The sequence below is a fragment of the Thermus altitudinis genome, from assembly GCF_022760835.1.
GTDB lineage: Bacteria > Deinococcota > Deinococci > Deinococcales > Thermaceae > Thermus > Thermus altitudinis.
Window position 1 is genome coordinate 57790 of sequence record NZ_JAKTNQ010000001.1, and the last position, 15720, is coordinate 73509.

General features: G+C 65.4%; 16 protein-coding genes. 10 read left to right on the forward strand and 6 right to left on the reverse strand.

Going from position 1 to position 15720, the window contains the following annotated elements:
• Window positions 1–70 precede the first annotated feature (70 nt).
• The gene (locus tag L0D16_RS00270) at window positions 71–2281 is read right to left on the reverse strand and encodes an ATP-dependent Clp protease ATP-binding subunit (RefSeq protein WP_243029346.1); all 2211 of its coding nucleotides are present in this window, start codon (window positions 2279–2281) and stop codon (window positions 71–73) included.
• A 145-nt stretch (window positions 2282–2426) separates the two neighbouring features.
• Between L0D16_RS00270 and L0D16_RS00275 the strand changes: the two genes are divergently transcribed.
• A complete protein-coding gene (locus L0D16_RS00275; RefSeq protein WP_243029347.1) occupies window positions 2427–3947 on the forward strand; it encodes a glycine--tRNA ligase in 1521 nt (506 codons plus the stop codon).
• A 202-nt stretch (window positions 3948–4149) separates the two neighbouring features.
• Window positions 4150–5145 carry an aspartate-semialdehyde dehydrogenase gene (locus L0D16_RS00280; protein ID WP_243029348.1) on the forward strand — a complete coding sequence of 332 codons (996 nt, stop codon included), beginning with the start codon at window positions 4150–4152 and terminating at the stop codon, window positions 5143–5145.
• Between the two features lie 684 nt (window positions 5146–5829).
• Here L0D16_RS00280 and L0D16_RS00285 read toward each other — a convergent pair.
• Window positions 5830–6735 carry a restriction endonuclease gene (locus tag L0D16_RS00285; RefSeq protein ID WP_243029349.1) on the reverse strand — a complete coding sequence of 302 codons (906 nt, stop codon included), beginning with the start codon at window positions 6733–6735 and terminating at the stop codon, window positions 5830–5832.
• A 183-nt stretch (window positions 6736–6918) separates the two neighbouring features.
• Window positions 6919–7671: a TlyA family RNA methyltransferase gene (locus L0D16_RS00290; protein WP_243029350.1), complete on the reverse strand. Its 753-nt coding sequence runs from the start codon at window positions 7669–7671 to the stop codon at window positions 6919–6921.
• Between the two features lie 10 nt (window positions 7672–7681).
• Between L0D16_RS00290 and L0D16_RS00295 the strand changes: the two genes are divergently transcribed.
• Window positions 7682–7999, forward strand: a complete 318-nt coding sequence (locus tag L0D16_RS00295) for a DUF3234 domain-containing protein (protein ID WP_243029351.1) — start codon at window positions 7682–7684, stop codon at window positions 7997–7999.
• A complete protein-coding gene (locus tag L0D16_RS00300) occupies window positions 7992–8420 on the forward strand; it encodes a hypothetical protein (RefSeq protein WP_243029352.1) in 429 nt (142 codons plus the stop codon). The genes L0D16_RS00295 and L0D16_RS00300 overlap by 8 nt, the downstream gene beginning before the upstream one ends.
• 6 nt (window positions 8421–8426) lie before the next feature.
• On the opposite strand, the gene L0D16_RS00305 is transcribed toward L0D16_RS00300, so the two are convergent.
• Both L0D16_RS00305 and L0D16_RS00310 read right to left on the reverse strand, forming a co-directional pair.
• A complete protein-coding gene (locus L0D16_RS00305; protein WP_243029353.1) occupies window positions 8427–10076 on the reverse strand; it encodes a glutamine--tRNA ligase/YqeY domain fusion protein in 1650 nt (549 codons plus the stop codon).
• Window positions 10077–10136: 60 nt separating this feature from the next.
• On the reverse strand, window positions 10137–10898 hold the full coding sequence (locus L0D16_RS00310) for an enoyl-CoA hydratase/isomerase family protein (RefSeq protein ID WP_243029354.1): 762 nt from the start codon (window positions 10896–10898) through the stop codon (window positions 10137–10139).
• Window positions 10899–10988: 90 nt separating this feature from the next.
• Here L0D16_RS00310 and infC point away from each other — a divergent pair, with 90 nt between their 5' ends.
• From infC to mqnB, 6 genes are all read left to right on the forward strand, one after another.
• Window positions 10989–11504, forward strand: coding sequence for a translation initiation factor IF-3 (infC, locus tag L0D16_RS00315; protein WP_081454909.1), 516 nt, complete (start codon window positions 10989–10991; stop codon window positions 11502–11504).
• Window positions 11505–11607: 103 nt separating this feature from the next.
• Entirely contained in the window at window positions 11608–11805 is a 198-nt protein-coding gene (rpmI, locus tag L0D16_RS00320; protein ID WP_243029355.1) for a 50S ribosomal protein L35, read from the forward strand.
• A 10-nt stretch (window positions 11806–11815) separates the two neighbouring features.
• A complete protein-coding gene (gene rplT, locus L0D16_RS00325; protein WP_054392050.1) occupies window positions 11816–12172 on the forward strand; it encodes a 50S ribosomal protein L20 in 357 nt (118 codons plus the stop codon).
• Window positions 12173–12245: 73 nt separating this feature from the next.
• Window positions 12246–12710, forward strand: coding sequence for a COG2426 family protein (locus tag L0D16_RS00330; protein ID WP_243029356.1), 465 nt, complete (start codon window positions 12246–12248; stop codon window positions 12708–12710).
• Complete coding sequence (locus L0D16_RS00335) at window positions 12707–14368, forward strand: glycerol-3-phosphate acyltransferase (protein ID WP_243029357.1); 1662 nt, start codon at window positions 12707–12709, stop codon at window positions 14366–14368. Before L0D16_RS00330 ends, L0D16_RS00335 begins: the two co-directional genes overlap by 4 nt.
• Complete coding sequence (gene mqnB / locus L0D16_RS00340; RefSeq protein ID WP_243029358.1) at window positions 14368–15045, forward strand: futalosine hydrolase; 678 nt, start codon at window positions 14368–14370, stop codon at window positions 15043–15045. The genes L0D16_RS00335 and mqnB overlap by 1 nt, the downstream gene beginning before the upstream one ends.
• 42 nt (window positions 15046–15087) lie before the next feature.
• Here mqnB and L0D16_RS00345 read toward each other — a convergent pair whose 3' ends face one another.
• Complete coding sequence (locus L0D16_RS00345) at window positions 15088–15702, reverse strand: superoxide dismutase (protein ID WP_243029359.1); 615 nt, start codon at window positions 15700–15702, stop codon at window positions 15088–15090.
• Between the last annotated feature and the right edge of the window lie 18 nt (window positions 15703–15720).

The following is a 15720-nucleotide window of genomic DNA, read 5'->3' on the forward strand; positions in this document are numbered from 1 at the left end:
CCTCGAGGCACCCAAGAAAAAGCCGCCCCCTCGGAAGGAGGAGGCTGGGCCCAACGGTTCCCGGGGGCATCTAGACCAAAAGCTCCTCGCCCTCCACCTCGTGGAAGGCCAGGTGGCCGTCCTCCACGTTCACGTAGAGGTGGCCGGTGGGCTTTTTGAGGAGGGCTAGGGAAAGGGGGTCCTCAATGCGTTCGCGGATGATGCCCCGGATGGCCCGGGCGCTTCCCGTCTTGGGGGCCTGTTCCACCACGAAGCGGGCCACCTCGGGGGCGAAGCGCACGGCGATGTCCCGGGACTGGAGCTCTTTTTGGATCTCTTCCAGCATCATCCGGGCCACCTGCACCAGCTCCTCCTCCGTGAGGGGGCGGAAGCGGATCACCTCGTCCAGCCGGTCCAGGAACTCCGGGGTGAAGAGGGCCTTGAGGGGGGACTCGGTGTCCACCTCCTTGCTGGTGAAGCCGATGGCCGGGCCCACGTTGTAGCCGGTGTTGGAGGTCATGATGAGGATCACCCGGCGGAAGTCCACGGTGCGCCCCATGCCGTCGGTGAGGCGGCCCTCGTCCAGCACCTGCAGGAAGGTGTTGTACACATCCGGGTGGGCCTTTTCAATCTCGTCCAGGAGGACCACGCTGAAGGGTTGGCGGCGCACTGCCTCCGTGAGCCGACCCCCCTGCTCGTAGCCCACGTAGCCGGGAGGAGCCCCGATCAGTTTGGAGATGGAATGGGGCTCCTGGAACTCGGACATGTCAAAGCGGATGAGGGCCCGCTCCGAACCGAAGAGCACCTCCGCCAGGGCCTTGGCCAGCTGGGTCTTGCCCACGCCGCTTTGCCCCACGAAGAGGAAGCTGGCGGCCACCCGGGTGCGGCCTCCCAGGCCCACCCGGGCCCTCCTCAGGGCGCTGGCCAGGGCGCGGATGGCCTCCTCCTGGCCCACCACCCGCTTCCTTAGCTCCTCCTCGAGGTGCATGAGCTTCTGGTCGTCCTTGTCGTCCACGTAGACCCCGCCCCAGGAGTCCACCACCGCCTCAATGTCCTCCCGGGTCACCATGGGGGTGCCGTCCTCCTCCTCGGCCACGGGCAGGCCCAAGGAGGCATTGAGCCGCACCCGGCTTGCCGCCTCGTCAATCAGGTCAATGGCCTTATCGGGGAAGTTGCGCCCCGGGAGGGAGCGGATGCCGATCTTCACGGAAAGCTCCAGGACCTCATCGGGGATGATGACCCCGTGGTGGGCCTCGTACCGGGGACGCAGGCCCTTGAGGATCTCCAGGGTCTCCTCTGGGGAGGGTTCCAGGACGATCACCGGCTGGAAGCGCCTTTCTAGGGCGGCGTCCTTCTCTATGTAGCGGTGGTACTCCCCGGTGGTGGTGGCCCCGATCACCTGGATCTCGCCGCGGGCCAAGGCGGGCTTCAGGATGTTGGCGGCATCCAAGGTGCCCTCGGCTCCCCCGGCCCCGATCAGGGTGTGGAGCTCGTCTATGAAGGCGATGACCTTGGCGTTTTTGAGCTCCTCTATGATCTGGCGCAGGCGCTCCTCAAACTCGCCCCGGTACTTGGTGCCCGCCACCACCCCCGCCAGGTCCAGGGCCACCACCCGGGCCCCTTTGAGGATGGGGGGCACCCGGCCCTCCACGATGGCCTGGGCCAGCCCCTCCACGATGGCCGTCTTGCCCACCCCCGGGTCCCCTATGAGGACGGGGTTATTCTTGGTGCGCCGGGCCAGGATCTGGATCACCCGGTTGATCTCCTCCTGCCGGCCGATGACGGGGTCCAGCTTGCCCTCCCGGGCCTCCTTGGTGAGGTCGCGGCCGTACTCGTCCAGGAAGGGGGTGTTCACCGGCTTCTCCCGCTCCCGGCCCTCGGCCATGGAGAGGATGCGCCAGCGGATGGCGTCCACGTCCTTGGCGAAGTGGGAGAGGATGCGGTAGGCGATCCCGTCGCCCTCACGGATGATGCCCAGGAGGATGTGCTCGGTGCCGATCACCGAGGCCCCCATGTTGCGGGCCTCGGCGCTGGCCAGCTCCATGACCCGCCTAGCCCTGGGCGTAATGGCAGGGGGTTCCCCGGTGCGGCTCCCCTCGCCGCGGCCCACCAGCTCCTCCACCATGCGGCGCATGGCCTCGAGGCTCGCCCCGTACTCCTGGAGGATGCGGGCCGCCGTACCCCCCTCGCGCATCAGGCCCAGGAGGAGGTGCTCTGGGCCGATCATGGAGTGGCCTAAGCGGCTCCCCTCCTCCCTTGCGTAGTGGAAAACCAGCCTGGCGCGATCGTCGTACCTGTTCATGCTCCCCTCGTCACCTATTCTAGCGTAAGCCGGGCGTGGGCAGGGGTTTGCGCCCAGGCTCACCATGGGCCCCGGTGGTGCCCTGGCACCCCCTTCCGGTAAGATGCCCTGTAACCGGGGGCTTGGTCCCCCTTGGGGAGGAACGATGCCGGCAACAAGCCTTGACGAACTGGTGGCGCTTTGTAAGCGGCGTGGGTTTATCTTCCAAGGCTCGGAGATCTACGGGGGCCTCCAGGGCACCTACGACTACGGCCCTTTGGGAGTGGAGCTCAAGAACAACCTGAAGCAGGCCTGGTGGCGGCGGAACGTCTACGAGCGGGACGACATGGAGGGCCTGGACGCCAGCATCCTCACCCACCGCCTGGTCCTCCACTACTCGGGGCACGAGGCCACCTTCGCCGATCCCATGGTGGACAACCGCATCAGCAAGAAGCGCTACCGCCTGGACCACCTTCTCAAGGACCAGCCCGAGGAGGTGCTCAAGAGGCTTTCCCGGGCCATGGAGGTGGAGGAGGGTAACCTCCACGCCCTGGTCCAGGCCATGATGCAAGCCCCCGAGCGGGCCGGGGGGGCCATGACCGCGGCTGGGGTCTTGGACCCCGCCACCGCTGAGCCGGGGGACTGGACCCCGCCCCGGTACTTCAACATGATGTTCAAGACCCACGTGGGCCCGGTGGAGGATGAGGCCTCCTTGGCCTACCTGCGCCCGGAGACCGCCCAGGGCATTTTCATCAACTTCAAAAACGTCCTGGACAGCACCAGCCGCAAGCTCCCCTTTGGCATCGCCCAGATCGGCAAGGCCTTCCGCAACGAGATCACCCCCAGGAACTTCATCTTCCGGGTGCGGGAGTTTGAGCAGATGGAGATCGAGTACTTCGTCCGCCCAGGGGAGGACGAGTACTGGCACCGCTACTGGGTGGAGGAAAGGCTTAAGTGGTGGCAGGAGATGGGCCTAAGCCGGGAGAACCTGGTGCCCTACGAGCAACCTCCCGAGGAGCTGGCCCACTACGCCAAGGCCACGGTGGACATCCTCTACCGCTTCCCCCATGGCCTCGAGGAGCTGGAGGGCATCGCCAACCGTACGGATTTTGACCTGGGAAGCCATACCCGGGAGCAGGAGGAGCTTTCCATCACCGCCCGGGTGCTGAAAAACGAACACTCCACCGCCCGCCTGGCCTACCGGGACCCCGAAAGCGGCAAGTGGTTCGTGCCCTACGTGATTGAGCCCTCCGCCGGGGTGGACCGGGGGGTTTTGGCCCTCTTGGCGGAGGCCTTCACCCGGGAGGAGCTTCCCAGTGGGGAAGAGCGCATCGTGCTGAAACTTAAGCCCCAGCTTGCCCCCATCAAGGCGGCGGTGATCCCCCTGGCCAAGAACCGGCCCGAGATCACCGGCTACGCCAAGGCCCTGAAGGCCCGCTTGCAGGCCCTGGGCCTCGGGCGCATCCTCTACGAGGACACCGGCAACATTGGCAAGGCCTACCGCCGCCACGACGAGGTGGGCACCCCCTTCGCCATTACCGTGGACTACGACACCATCGGCCAGAGCAAGGACGGGACCACCAAGCTCAAGGACACGGTCACGGTGCGGGACCGGGACACCATGGAGCAAATAAGGCTTCACGTGGACGAGCTGGAGGGGTTTTTGCGGGAGAAGCTGAAGTGGTAGGCGGGTGGGGCGGCAGGGATGGGGCCTTGGGCTATCCTGGGGGTACATGGTGGCCTTGGCGGATCCTCACCAGGCAGGCCCGGGCCCCAAAGGGCCCGGGGGAGGAGGTCCTGCCAGGAGGCCTGGCCTGGGGCCAAGGTGTTTCCCTAAGGGGGTAGGGTATGGAGGACGGGAAAGCCATGAGGGTTAAGGAGGACCGGAGATGAGGGTGGCCGTGGTGGGGGCCACGGGGGCCGTGGGGCAGGAGATCCTGAAGGTCCTCGAGGCCCGAAACTTCCCCTTGGATGAACTTCGCCTTTACGCCTCCCCCCGCTCCGCCGGCAAGACCCTGGTGTTTAGGGGGGAGGCCATCCCGGTGGAGCCCCTTCCCCAGGGGCCTTTGCCCGTGGACCTGGTCTTGGCCAGCGCCGGGGGTTCCCTTTCCAAGGCCCTGGCCCCCCTGTGGGCCCAAGGTGGGGCCTTGGTGATCGATAACTCCAGCGCCTGGCGCTACGAGCCCCAGGTGCCCCTGGTGGTGCCGGAGGTGAATCGGGAAAAGATTTTCCAGCACCAGGGCATCATCGCCAACCCCAACTGCACCACCGCCATCCTGGCTATGGCCCTTTGGCCCTTGCACCGGGCCTTCAGGGCCAAGCGGGTGATTGTGGCCACCTATCAGGCGGCCAGCGGGGCCGGGGCCAAGGGGATGGAGGAGCTTTTGCGGGAAACCCACCGCTACCTTCACGGGGAAACCCCGGTGGCCGAGGTCTTCGCCCACCCCTTGCCCTTTAACGTGATCCCCCACATAGATGCTTTCCAGGAAAACGGCTACACCCGGGAGGAGATGAAGGTGGTCTGGGAAACCCACAAGATCTTTGGGGACGATTCCCTAAGGATCAGCGCCACCGCGGTGCGGGTGCCCACCCTTAGGGCCCATGCCGAGGCGGTGAGCGTGGAGTTTGCCGGGCCCGTCTCCCCGGAGGCCGCCCGGGAGGTCCTGGCCCAGGCTCCCGGGGTGGAGGTGGTGGACGAGCCCCTTGCCAAGCGCTACCCCATGCCCCTCACCGCCAGCGGCAAGTGGGATGTGGAGGTGGGCCGAATCCGCAAAAGCCTGGCCTTTGACCACGGCCTGGACTTCTTCGTGGTGGGGGACCAGCTCCTGAAGGGGGCGGCCCTGAACGCGGTGCAGATTGCGGAGGAGTGGCTTAGGGGACCGTAGGGGGCTACTACCCTTTTTGTGGTCCCCTTCACCCATGCCCCCTGTAGCCCCCCACCCCAAACCCAAGGAGGCCCTGGAGCGCCACCGCAAGGCCCGGGAGGCCATGGAAGGCCTTCTGCCGGCTGGCGGTCCATCATGCGCCGAAAGGAAGCAAGGCCAAGGGGATTGCCCGGAAGCTCCCTCGCCGCATCCCTTGGGTTCACCTGGTGTTGGCCCGGCACCAACGGGAAGACCCGGGGGCGTTGCCGGATAGGCGGCACCCTAACTCCGGGCGGAAGCCCAAGCTGAGCCCGGAAGAGAGCCAGGTTCTGCTCAAGGCCCCCTACCCGACGGGGGCCTGTGGACGGGGCCCCAGCTACGGGCCTGGCCCTTGGCGAGCGAGGCGGTGGCCAATGGCTGGTCCCCTTCCCTGGAGGCTCTGAGGGAGACCGTGGCTCGGCGGTGCCGGGTCTGGCCAAATGAGCCATAAAACCTGAGGCCACACCCTCTTCCACTGGTGGCCTAGAGTGCAGGATATAACGTGAGGTGGTATCAGATCTATTGGAAGGCAAGCAGACTACTTTAGCTAAGGTACACACACGAGACCAAAGACCGTATTGGCAAACTTCTCCAACTGCTTCTCTTCTGGAAGGGGGCCCAGTTCGGTGACGCGGTAACCTTCGGGAAGCAGGTAGGTTTCCGTGGTCACGGTCCTAGTTCGCCTATAAGCTCAGCAAAGTAGTCGCTGTCAATCCGTTTGACCTGATACTGAGCCACCACAGCCATACCTATCCCATAGTCAAACATGAGCTCTGCAAGTTTCCTTCCGTCAATAAGAACAACCTTGACGTTCAAGCGGGCCGCGTATTCCTGTGCTTCTTTGGTGAACTCCGACGAGGTGACAAAGATACCCTTGCTGGCTCCTTTGCCTTGCAATGCTCCTACGAACTCGCTCACTTGCGGCCTGCCCACTTTGTCGGTCCGCTGCTTGACCTGAAGGTAGATCTGTTCCAAACCCAACGGGTCAAGCCGGATGATCCCGTCAATCCCTTCGTCTCCGGGACCACCCACTACCATCCCTGCGTTCTCGTTCATTCCCCCGTAGCCAATCTTTACTAAGACGTCTACCACCAAACGCTCAAAAGCTTTGGGGGGAACCTCCCGAATTTTTTCAACGAGTTCGGATATTACGGCCGCGCGAAGCTCTTGGTAGGCCTGCTCGAGGGTCTCGCTGGGAGTGGCCTTTGCGATTGGGGTTTCTCTTTCCGGCAAGGCAGAGGTGCTGCCTGCCCGGCTCTGCTCTATAAACACCTTGAACTCTTCAAACTGCATGAGAAAATTCACATCAAGGGGCTCGGGGTTTTGCTTTAAAACCTCCTTGCCCCTCTGGGTAATCTGGTAAGAACCTCTTTGCGGCGCGGCAATGAGCCCGGCCTTTTTCAGATAGGCCACTGCCCAACTTACCCGGGTGGTAAAAAGAGGAGCCCTCCCGCTAGGAGTCAAACGGGCCTTTTCCTCATCCGTTAGTTGGAAACGACTCTCCAGTTTGCCAAGCAGTTCGCGCCTTGTGAGCGGGTTGCCGTCTGCTAGGGCCTCGAGGATGGGTTTCATCAAGGTTTGATAATCCGGCAAAGCCATGGTTACATCATATGGACCCCATAAAGACCGCTGTCTTAGCCTGAGAAGGCTCAAAATCACGGCCAAGGTTCTCCCAGCATCGGCTCGGCTTCCTTCTGCTTCCCGAAGGAGCGCCTTGACTTGAGTTGTTGCAGCGGAAACACCTCCTCCTCACCGTTAGCGACCACATCCTCCATCCGAGCTTTCAACCCCGTCCGTTTCTGGGTACATTATAAGCCAAAGCCAAAACTCCCGGTTGCCCTCCTTGCCGGGCAGGGGGCTTTCCCCTTCCCCCAGCACATGGAAGCCCAGCTCCAGGGCTCTTTCCCGCACCCGGGCCAAGGCCTTTTGCCGCAAACCCTCCTCCCGCACCACCCCCTTGTGCACCCCGGGGCCCAGTTCAAACTGGGGCTTCACCAGGATGAGGGCCTCCCCTCCCGGCTTTAGGATTTCCTTCACCTTTGGCAGGAGGAGGGTGGAGGAGATGAAGGAGACGTCCATCACCACCAGGTCCACGGGCTCCGGCAGGGTTAGGGTGCGGGCGTCCTGCTCCTCGAGGCCCACCACCCTGGGGTCTTCCCGGAGGCGGGGGTGCAGCTGGCCCTTGCCCACGTCCACCGCGTAGACCCGCCGGGCTCCTCTTTCCAGGAGGACCTGGGTAAACCCCCCGGTGCTGGCCCCGATGTCGGCGGCCACCCGGTCCCTCACCTCTATGGGGAAGGCCTCCAGAGCCCCAAGGAGCTTGTAGGCGCCCCGGCTCACGTACCGCTCGGGGGCCAGGACCTCCACCTGGGCTCCTTCGGCCACCTGGTGGGCGGGTTTGGTCACCACCACCCCTTCCACCCGCACCTGGCCGGAGCGGATGAGCCTTTGGGCCTTTTCCCGGGTTTCCGCCAGGCCCCGTTCCACCAGGTAGCGGTCCAGCCTCACGAGGGGTATTATGCCTCCGGGGATGGAGCTATCCGGCACCTGGTACGTCCTGGAAGGGGAACCGGGGGAGCACCTGGTGCTGGAGGCTTTGGGAAAACGGCTTTCCGGCATCTGGACCTCCGAGGCCCTGGCCCAGGCCTTCTTGGAGCGGCACCCGCACCTGGGCATGCGGGTGAGCCCTTTGGCCAGCCGGGCCCTGAAGGAAGCCTTCCTAAGGGCCTTGGGGATGCTGGGGGTGGAGGGGGTGCTGGTGGACTATGAGCCGGGGGCCCACCGGGCCAGGATGGCCGGGTTGGCAACCCTATGGCAGGAGGTGGAGCATGCGTAAGGTATGGGCGGTTTTGGCGGTGGCCTTGGCCCTGGGCCTGGCCCAGCGGGCCGAGGTGAGCGTGGGTAGCCCCTTTGGCGTGCAGGGGGGTTTGCGTTTCCCCCTGGTGCCCCTTCTCCTGGAGGGGAGGGTGTACGGAGGGGTGGGCCTGGAGGCCCTGGGGGGTGGGGTGGACCTCCTCCTGAAGGTGCCCCTCACCGACCTTTACCTGGGCCTAGGGGGGTTCTACGGGACGGGCCCGGCCCTCACCCTGCCCCAGGACGCCCGGGGCCAGGGGGGCTTGAGGGGGGTTTTGGGCACCTGGCTCAACCTGCCCTTGCCCCTCGTTGGGGTGTATGTGGAGGTGCACCCCACCCTTTTCCTGACGCCAAACACGGGCTTCGGGATCGGGGGAGCGGTGGGGGTGAGCGTGGGGCTTTAGGCCCCTCTACTGAGGCCGGTAGCCCTCCTTGAGGGGCACGATGCGGTTCATCACCAGCCTTCCGGGCCTGGAGTCCCCGGGGTCCTGCCAGAAGTAGCCCAGGCGTTCCAGCTGGTAGCGGGTTTCCGGGGGGTCCTGGGCCACGCTGGGCTCAACGAAGCCCTTCTTGACCTCCAGGGCCAAGGGGTTTAGGTTCTTGAGGAAATCCCCTCCTTCCTCCGGGTCTTGGGTGAGGAAAAGCCGGTTGTAAAGCCGGTACTCCACGGGCAGGGCGTGCCGGGCGGAAACCCAGTGGATGACCCCCTTGGGTTTGATGCCGTCTTCGGGGTTGGCCCCCAGGGTGCCGGGGACCATGCGGGCCTTGAGGAGCTTCACCTCGCCTCCCTCCTCCACCACGTCCTCCAGCTCAATGACGTACGCGTGCCTTAGGCGCACCCGTTGCCCCGGGGCCAAGCGCTTCCAGCCCTTGGGGGGGTTGAGGCTGAAGTCGGAGCGCTCAATGTAGAGTTCCTGGGAAAAGGGCAGGGGTCTGGCCCCTTCCTTGCCGATGTCCCGGGGCCAGTAGGGGGCTTCTAACCACTCCTCCCCCTGGTAGTTGGTGAGGACCACCCTTAAGGGTTCCAAAACCCCCAAGACCCTGGGGGCGATGGGGTTCAGGTCGTCCCGCACCACCTCCTCAAAGAGCTCCATCTCTATGCGGGCCTCGTGGCGGGAGATCCCCGTGCGCCGCACGAACTCCCTTATGGCCTCGGGCCGCACCCCCCGGCGCCTCAGGGCCCTGAGGGTGGGAAGCCGGGGGTCGTCCCAGCCCGAAACGTAGCCCCCCTCCACCAGCCTGATGAGCTTCCGCTTGGAAAGCACCGTGTAGGTGAGGTCCAGGCGGGCGAACTCGTACTGGTAGGGCCTGGGGGAGAGGGGTAGGCCGCACTTCCCCTTGAGGTTTTCGATCACCCAGTCGTAGACGGCCCGGTTGTTCTCAAACTCCAGGGTGCAAAGGGAGTGGGTCACCCCCTCAATGAAGTCCTCGAGGGGATGGGCATAGTCGTACATGGGGTAGATGACCCAGCGGTTCCCTGCGTGGTAGTGGGGGGCGTGGACGATGCGGTAAAGCACGGGGTCCCGGAGTTTGAAGTTGGGGTGGTCGGGCTGGATCTTGGCCCTTAGCACCCGGCTACCCGTGGGGAACTCCCCTTGGCGCATCCTTTCAAAAAGCTCCAGGTTTTCCTCCACGCTGCGGTCCCGGTAGGGACTGGGCTTTCCCTGGGCCCTAAGCTCGCTCATTTCCTCTTCCGAAAGGTCGTCCACGTAGGCCTTGCCCTCCTGGATGAGGACCAAGGCGCACCGGTACATGGTTTCAAAGTAGTCGGAGGCGTAGAGGACCCTGTCCGGAGTGAAGCCCAGCCAACGCACATCCTCCTCAATGGCCCGGGCATACTCCTCCTTTTCCGTTTCCGGGTTGGTGTCGTCGTAGCGCAGGTTGCACTCCCCGCCATAGTCCAGGGCCAGGCCGAAGTTCAGCACGATGCTCCGGGCATGGCCGATGTGGAGGTAGCCGTTGGGCTCGGGGGGAAAACGGGTGAGCAGCCTAGGGTAGTGGCCTTCCCGCAGGTCCCTTTCCACAATCTCGGTGATAAAGCAGGGGGGAACGAGGCCCATAAGGGGAGTATAGCCTTTGCCGGGTGCCTAACCCCTCCCCCCTGCCCCCGTCGGGCCCCTTCAGAACCTGGGGGGGCGCTTCTCAAAGAAGGCGCGGATGCCTTCCTTCAGGTCCCCGGTTTCCCGGATCCAGGCGTTGGCCAGGGCCGCCAGGCGGAAGCCGTCCTCGAGGCCCATTCCCGGCAAGGCCAGGAGAAGCTCCTTGGTGAGGCGCAAGGAGGTGGGGGCGTTTTGGGCAAGCCCTTGGGCCAGGTTTAGGGCCTCCTCCAGGGCCTTGCCCGGTTTGGCGATGCGGTTCGCCAGGCCCAGGGCCCTGGCCTCCTCCGCCCCCACCATCCGGCCCGTGAGGAGGAGGTCCTTGGCCACCTTCTCCCCCACGGCCCGCACCAGGATCACCGAGACCAAAGCGGCCACAAACCCGATTTTCACCTCGGTGTAGCCCAGTTTGGCCTCCTGGTCCATGACCACAAGGTCACAGGCGGTGGCCAACCCGGCCCCACCCGCCACCGCCGGGCCGTTCACCGCCGCCACCGTGGGCTTGGGGAAGGTGTAGAGGCGGTGGAAGAGGCGCATGAGGGAGAGGGAGTGGCGGTAGTTTTCCTCGGCGCCAAGCTCCGTTACCTTCTCCAGAAAGGCCAGGTCGGCCCCGGCGCTGAAGGCGCTTCCCCGGCCGGAAAGGACCAGGACCCGGACGGTGGGGTCGTTTTCCGCCTCCTCGAGGGCCTGCAAAAGGCCTTCCACCATCCCCGGGGAAAGGGGGTTGCGGCGCTCGGGGTCGTTGAGAAAGACCTGGAAGATGGGGTCTCGCTCCACCTGGACCATGCCCCCATTGTAGTGGCGGTGGTTTTCCTGCTACACTCCCCTTAGCCCGCAAGCCGAAGGAAAAGCCTCGCGGGCTAGGAGGTGGTGTAGATAAAGGAGTACTTGGTTAACGAACGTATCCGTGCACGGCAGGTGCGGGTGATCGGAGCCGATGGGCAGCAGTTGGGCATCATGGACACCCGGGAGGCCTTGCGCCTGGCCCAGGAGCAGGACCTGGACCTGGTGCTGGTGGGTCCCACCGCCGACCCTCCCGTGGCCCGCATCATGGACTACTCCAAGTGGCGCTACGAGCAGCAGGTGGCGGAGAAGGAGGCCCGGAAAAAGGCCAAGCGCACCGAGGTCAAGTCCATCAAGTTCCGGGTCAAGATCGACGACCACGATTATCAGACCAAGCTGAACCATATCAAGCGTTTCCTGGCCGAAGGCCACAAGGTCAAGGTCACCATCATGTTCCGCGGGCGGGAGATGAGCCATCCCGAACTGGGCGAAAGGCTTCTGGAACGGGTGGCCGAGGACCTAAAGGGCCTGGCGGTGGTGGAGATGAAGCCCGAGCTCCTAGGCCGGGACATGAACATGCTCCTGGCCCCAGCCAAGGTCTCCGCCTAGAAGCCCCCTGTCTGGACCTTTTGGCCCGCCTCTGGTATAGTGTGAGGGCTTTGGGGAGCCTGCAAGTCCCCGGTACGGGGCGCTTCCCAAAGGGGAGGAAAGCATGCCGAAGATGAAGACCCACAAGGGCGCCAAGAAGCGGGTGAAGGTGACCGCTTCGGGCAAGGTGGTGGCCATGAAGACCGGTAAGCGGCACCTCAACTGGCACAAGTCGGGCAAGACCATCCGCCAGAAGGGGCGGAAGTTCACCCTGGCCCAGGCCGAGGCGGAGCGGATCAAGCTCCTGTTGCCCTACGAGTAGGAGGTAGAGGATGCCGCGCGCCAAGACCGGTGTGGTTCGCCGTAGGAAGCACAAGAAGATCCTCAAGCTGGCCAAGGGGTATTGGGGCCTCCGTTCCAAGAGCGTGCGCAAGGCCCGGGAAACCCTCTTTGCCGCAGGCAACTATGCCTATGCTCACCGTAAGCGCAAGAAGCGGGACTTCCGCAAGCTCTGGATCGTGCGCATCAACGCGGCCTGCCGCCAGCATGGCCTAAACTACTCCAGCTTTATCCACGGCCTGAAGAAGGCGGGGGTGGAGCTGGACCGCAAGGTTCTGGCCGATTTGGCGGTGCGGGAGCCCCAGGCCTTCGCCGAGCTGGTGGCCAAGGCCAAGGCGGCCCGCGCCTAGCCCCTTGCTTTCCGTGGCCCGCCGTCCGGATCCCCTCCAGGTCTGGCGGCGGGCCGGCTTTTCCGCGTAGCCTATGCCGCCTGAGCTTTACGTGGTCCTGGTGGCCGCCTTGCCGGTGGTGGAGCTTCGGGGGGCTATTCCCCTGGGGGTGGCCTTGGGGCTTTCCCCGGGAGAAGCCTTTTTCCTGGCCCTCCTGGGCAATCTCCTGGTGGCCCCGGTGGCCCTTCTCCTCCTGCCTTGGGCGGTGGATCTCGTAACCCGCCTGCCCCTTCCGGCCCGGGTGTGGGCGGCCCTCGAGGCCCGGGTGCGCCTAAAGGGGGAGGAGCAGGTGCAGCGCCTGGGAGCCTTGGGCCTTTTCCTCTTCGTGGCGGTACCCTTGCCGGGAACCGGGGCCTGGAGTGGGGCCGTGCTGGCGGTGGTCTTGGGCCTTAAGCGGCGCTACGCCCTTCTGGCCATCTCCTTAGGGGTACTGGCCGCGGGGCTCATCGTCCTCCTCCTCACCGGTGGGGCCGTGGCCGGGCTAAACTACCTGCGATGATGCTCCTTCTCGTGCCCCTGGCCTATGCGGTGGGCGCTTTGCCCCTAGGCCACTGGCTGGCCCGGCGGCGGGGGGTGGACCTGCGCACGGCAAGCCCCTACACCCTGGGGCTGGAAACCGCCCTGAGGCGGCTTGGGCTGGGCTTCGTCCTTTGGACCTTCCTTCTGGACTTTGCCAAGGGCTACCTGCCCCTGGCCTTCGGGAGGGCCTTGGGGCTTGGCCTCGAGGGCCTTCTTACCCTAGGGCTGGCCGTCTACCTGGGCCACCTTTACCCCCTTTTCTTCCGCGACCCCTGGCCCCTTCGGGCCAAGGGGGCGGGGGTGCTCCTGGGGGTCTTGGCGGGGCTTCCCCTGGAGCCCGCCTGGGGCATGGTTCCCGTGGCCTTAGGCCTGGCCCTCTATGCCCTCACGGGCTACGCCTCCTTGGGGGCTTTGGGGATTCCCCTGGGGCTTTTGGGGGTGGCCTTTTGGGCGGGATTTGGCCCTTGGGCTAAGGCTCTTTCCGGCCTCCTTTTCCTCCTGGCCCTTTGGCGCTACAAGGAGAACCTGGGCCGTATCCTGGAGGGAACCGAGCCCAGGCTGGGTAGCCCCTTGCCCCTGCCTTCGCAAAGGCAAGTGGTCTGCGCCTTCCTCATCCACCCCCTCACGGTGGAGGATTTTTGGCAAAGCCCCCGTTTCCGCTGGGCCCGGCCCCTGGTGCGCCTGGGGCTCCTAAAGCAGGCCTGGATTGAGCGCCTGGCCGAGCTTTTCCGGCCCATGAAGGTGGGGGAGGTCCGGGGGGTAAGGACCGCGGACGGGAGGGAGGTCCTTTGCCACCTCATCTCCGCTCCCCTTTTGCCCCACCAGATCAAGGCCCGGCCGGAACTGGCGGTGAAGCGGGCCATCCAAGGGGCCAGGCTGGCCAAGGAGCTTGGGGCCACGGTGGTGGGCCTGGGGGCCTTCTGGAGCGTGGTGGGGGATAAGGGGAGGGAGGTGCAGGAGGCGGTCCCGGATATAGAGGTGACCAACGGCGGGGCCTTCACCGCCGGCACCGTGAAGGTCGCCATCCCCAATATCCTGGCCCACTTTGCCCAAAGCGGAAGGAACCTAAAGGAGACCACGGCGGCGGTGGTGGGGGCCAACGGGGTGGTGGCCTTCGGCATCGCCCGGCAGATCGCTCCCCTGGTGGGGCGGCTCATCCTGGTGGGCAGGGACAAGGAAAGGCTGGAGAAGGCGGCGGAAAGCCTGCGCAAGAACCTAGAGCGCAAAGGGCAGGCCCCCGAGATAGAGGTGACCACCCAGGTGGCGGCCATAAGGGAAGCGGACCTGGTCTTCACCGCCACCAGCGACCCCAATCCCGTCATCTATCCCCAGCACGTGAAGCCGGGAGCTTGGATCTACGACGAGGGGGTGCCCCCCGACGTGCACCCCTCGGTGAGGGAGGTGCCGGGGGTACGGGTCATCCCCGGGGGGGTGGTGCGGCTTCCGGGGCGGGCCCGGGCCACCTTGGACCTGCACTTCGGTGCCCCCGACCAGGTGCCCGCCTGCTTGGCGGAGACCATGATCCTGGCGGCGGAGGAGGCCTTTGACCGGAAAAGCCTCGGGGGAGAGGTGAAGGCGGAGAACATCCAGTTCTTCGTGGAGCGGGCGGAGGCTTTGGGGTTCAAGGTGGTGGAGTGATGTGGCTTCTCCTTTCCCCCACGGCCCTCGAGGCCTCCTTTCTCCGGGGAGAGCCCTTCACCTTTTTGGGAAGAAGGGGGTTAAAAGGGGAAGGGTTTGTCCACCTGGAAACCGGCATCGGCAAGGTGAACACCGCCCTGACCCTGGCCTCCTGGGCCAGCCGTAACCCCGTGGAGAAGGCCCTGCTCTTTGGCATCGCGGGGGCCTATCCGGGCTCGGGGCTTCTCCCTGGGGATCTGGTCCTGGTGGGGGAGGAGGTGGAGGCGGACCTGGGCACCCGGGAGGGCTTGGAACCCCTGGGGTTTCCCGCCCTGGAGGTGGGGGAGGAGGCCTACTACAACCGTTTTCCCCTGGATAGAGGGCTTACGGAGGGCCTGGCCCGGGCCCTGGGCCTGGAGGTGGTGGTGGGCCTCACCCAGGACCGGGTTTCCGAAAGCCTGGTGGAGGCGAAGGCCCTTGCCGCGCGTTGGGGAGCCCAGGTGGAAAGCATGGAGGGAGCCGCCTTTGCCCGGGTCTGCCTGGCCTTGGGCATCCCGGGGGTGGAGATGCGGGCCATCTCCAACCCCGCAGGGGTGCGGGGCAAGGGGGCGTGGAGGATCCCCCTGGCCCTAGAGGCCCTGGAGCGGACCCTGGCCGCCCTCCTTGGGGGAACCTTTCGGCCTAGGCCCCCAGGGTAACCCCCCACCCCGGCCGCCGGGGTGGGGGGCATGGGGGTGGGTTTAGCCCTTCTGGAAGAAGGCCTCCGCCTTGTCCCAGTTCAGCACGTTCCAGATGGCCTGGAGGTAGTCGGCCCGGCGGTTTTGGTACTTGAGGTAGTAGGCGTGCTCCCACACGTCGATGCCCACGATGGGGGTGAACCCCTCCATGACGGGGTTGTCCTGGTTGGGGGTGGAGATGACGTGGAGCTTGCCGAAGGGATCCTTGACCAGCCAAGCCCAGCCGGAGCCGAAGCGGGCCATGGCCGCCTGGGTGAGCTTCTCCTTCAGGGCGGCGAAGCCCCCAAGCTGCTCGTCGATGGCCTTCTTAAGTTCCCCCACCGGCTCCTTGGCTCCCCCGGGGGTTAGGAGCTCCCAGAAGAGGCTATGGTTCAGGTGCCCACCCCCGTTGTTGCGCACCGCGGTCTGGATGTCCGCGGGCAGGGCGGCCAGGTGGCGCAGGAGCACCTCCACCTCCGCCCCGTGCAGGTAGGGGTACTTCTCCAGGGCGGCGTTCAGGTTGTTCACGTAGGCCCCGTGGTGCTTCTGGTGGTGGATCTCCATGGTCTTGGCGTCGATGTGGGGCTCGAGGGCCTCGTACGGGTAACCCAGTTCCGGTAGCGTAAACGGATACGGCATACCTCACCTCCCAAACCT

Coding starts and splice junctions, on each gene's coding strand:
- L0D16_RS00295 (WP_243029351.1), top strand. CDS start 7,682: ATGCCTCCGGGGATGGAGCTATCCGGCACCTGGTACGTCCTGGAAGGG.
- mqnB (WP_243029358.1), top strand. CDS start 14,368: ATGTGGCTTCTCCTTTCCCCCACGGCCCTCGAGGCCTCCTTTCTCCGG.
- L0D16_RS00310 (WP_243029354.1), bottom strand. CDS start 10,898: ATGGTCCAGGTGGAGCGAGACCCCATCTTCCAGGTCTTTCTCAACGAC.
- L0D16_RS00275 (WP_243029347.1), top strand. CDS start 2,427: ATGCCGGCAACAAGCCTTGACGAACTGGTGGCGCTTTGTAAGCGGCGT.
- L0D16_RS00330 (WP_243029356.1), top strand. CDS start 12,246: ATGCCGCCTGAGCTTTACGTGGTCCTGGTGGCCGCCTTGCCGGTGGTG.
- L0D16_RS00345 (WP_243029359.1), bottom strand. CDS start 15,702: ATGCCGTATCCGTTTACGCTACCGGAACTGGGTTACCCGTACGAGGCC.
- L0D16_RS00305 (WP_243029353.1), bottom strand. CDS start 10,076: ATGGGCCTCGTTCCCCCCTGCTTTATCACCGAGATTGTGGAAAGGGAC.
- L0D16_RS00335 (WP_243029357.1), top strand. CDS start 12,707: ATGATGCTCCTTCTCGTGCCCCTGGCCTATGCGGTGGGCGCTTTGCCC.
- rplT (WP_054392050.1), top strand. CDS start 11,816: ATGCCGCGCGCCAAGACCGGTGTGGTTCGCCGTAGGAAGCACAAGAAG.
- L0D16_RS00270 (WP_243029346.1), bottom strand. CDS start 2,281: ATGAACAGGTACGACGATCGCGCCAGGCTGGTTTTCCACTACGCAAGG.
- L0D16_RS00280 (WP_243029348.1), top strand. CDS start 4,150: ATGAGGGTGGCCGTGGTGGGGGCCACGGGGGCCGTGGGGCAGGAGATC.
- L0D16_RS00300 (WP_243029352.1), top strand. CDS start 7,992: ATGCGTAAGGTATGGGCGGTTTTGGCGGTGGCCTTGGCCCTGGGCCTG.
- rpmI (WP_243029355.1), top strand. CDS start 11,608: ATGCCGAAGATGAAGACCCACAAGGGCGCCAAGAAGCGGGTGAAGGTG.
- L0D16_RS00285 (WP_243029349.1), bottom strand. CDS start 6,735: ATGAAACCCATCCTCGAGGCCCTAGCAGACGGCAACCCGCTCACAAGG.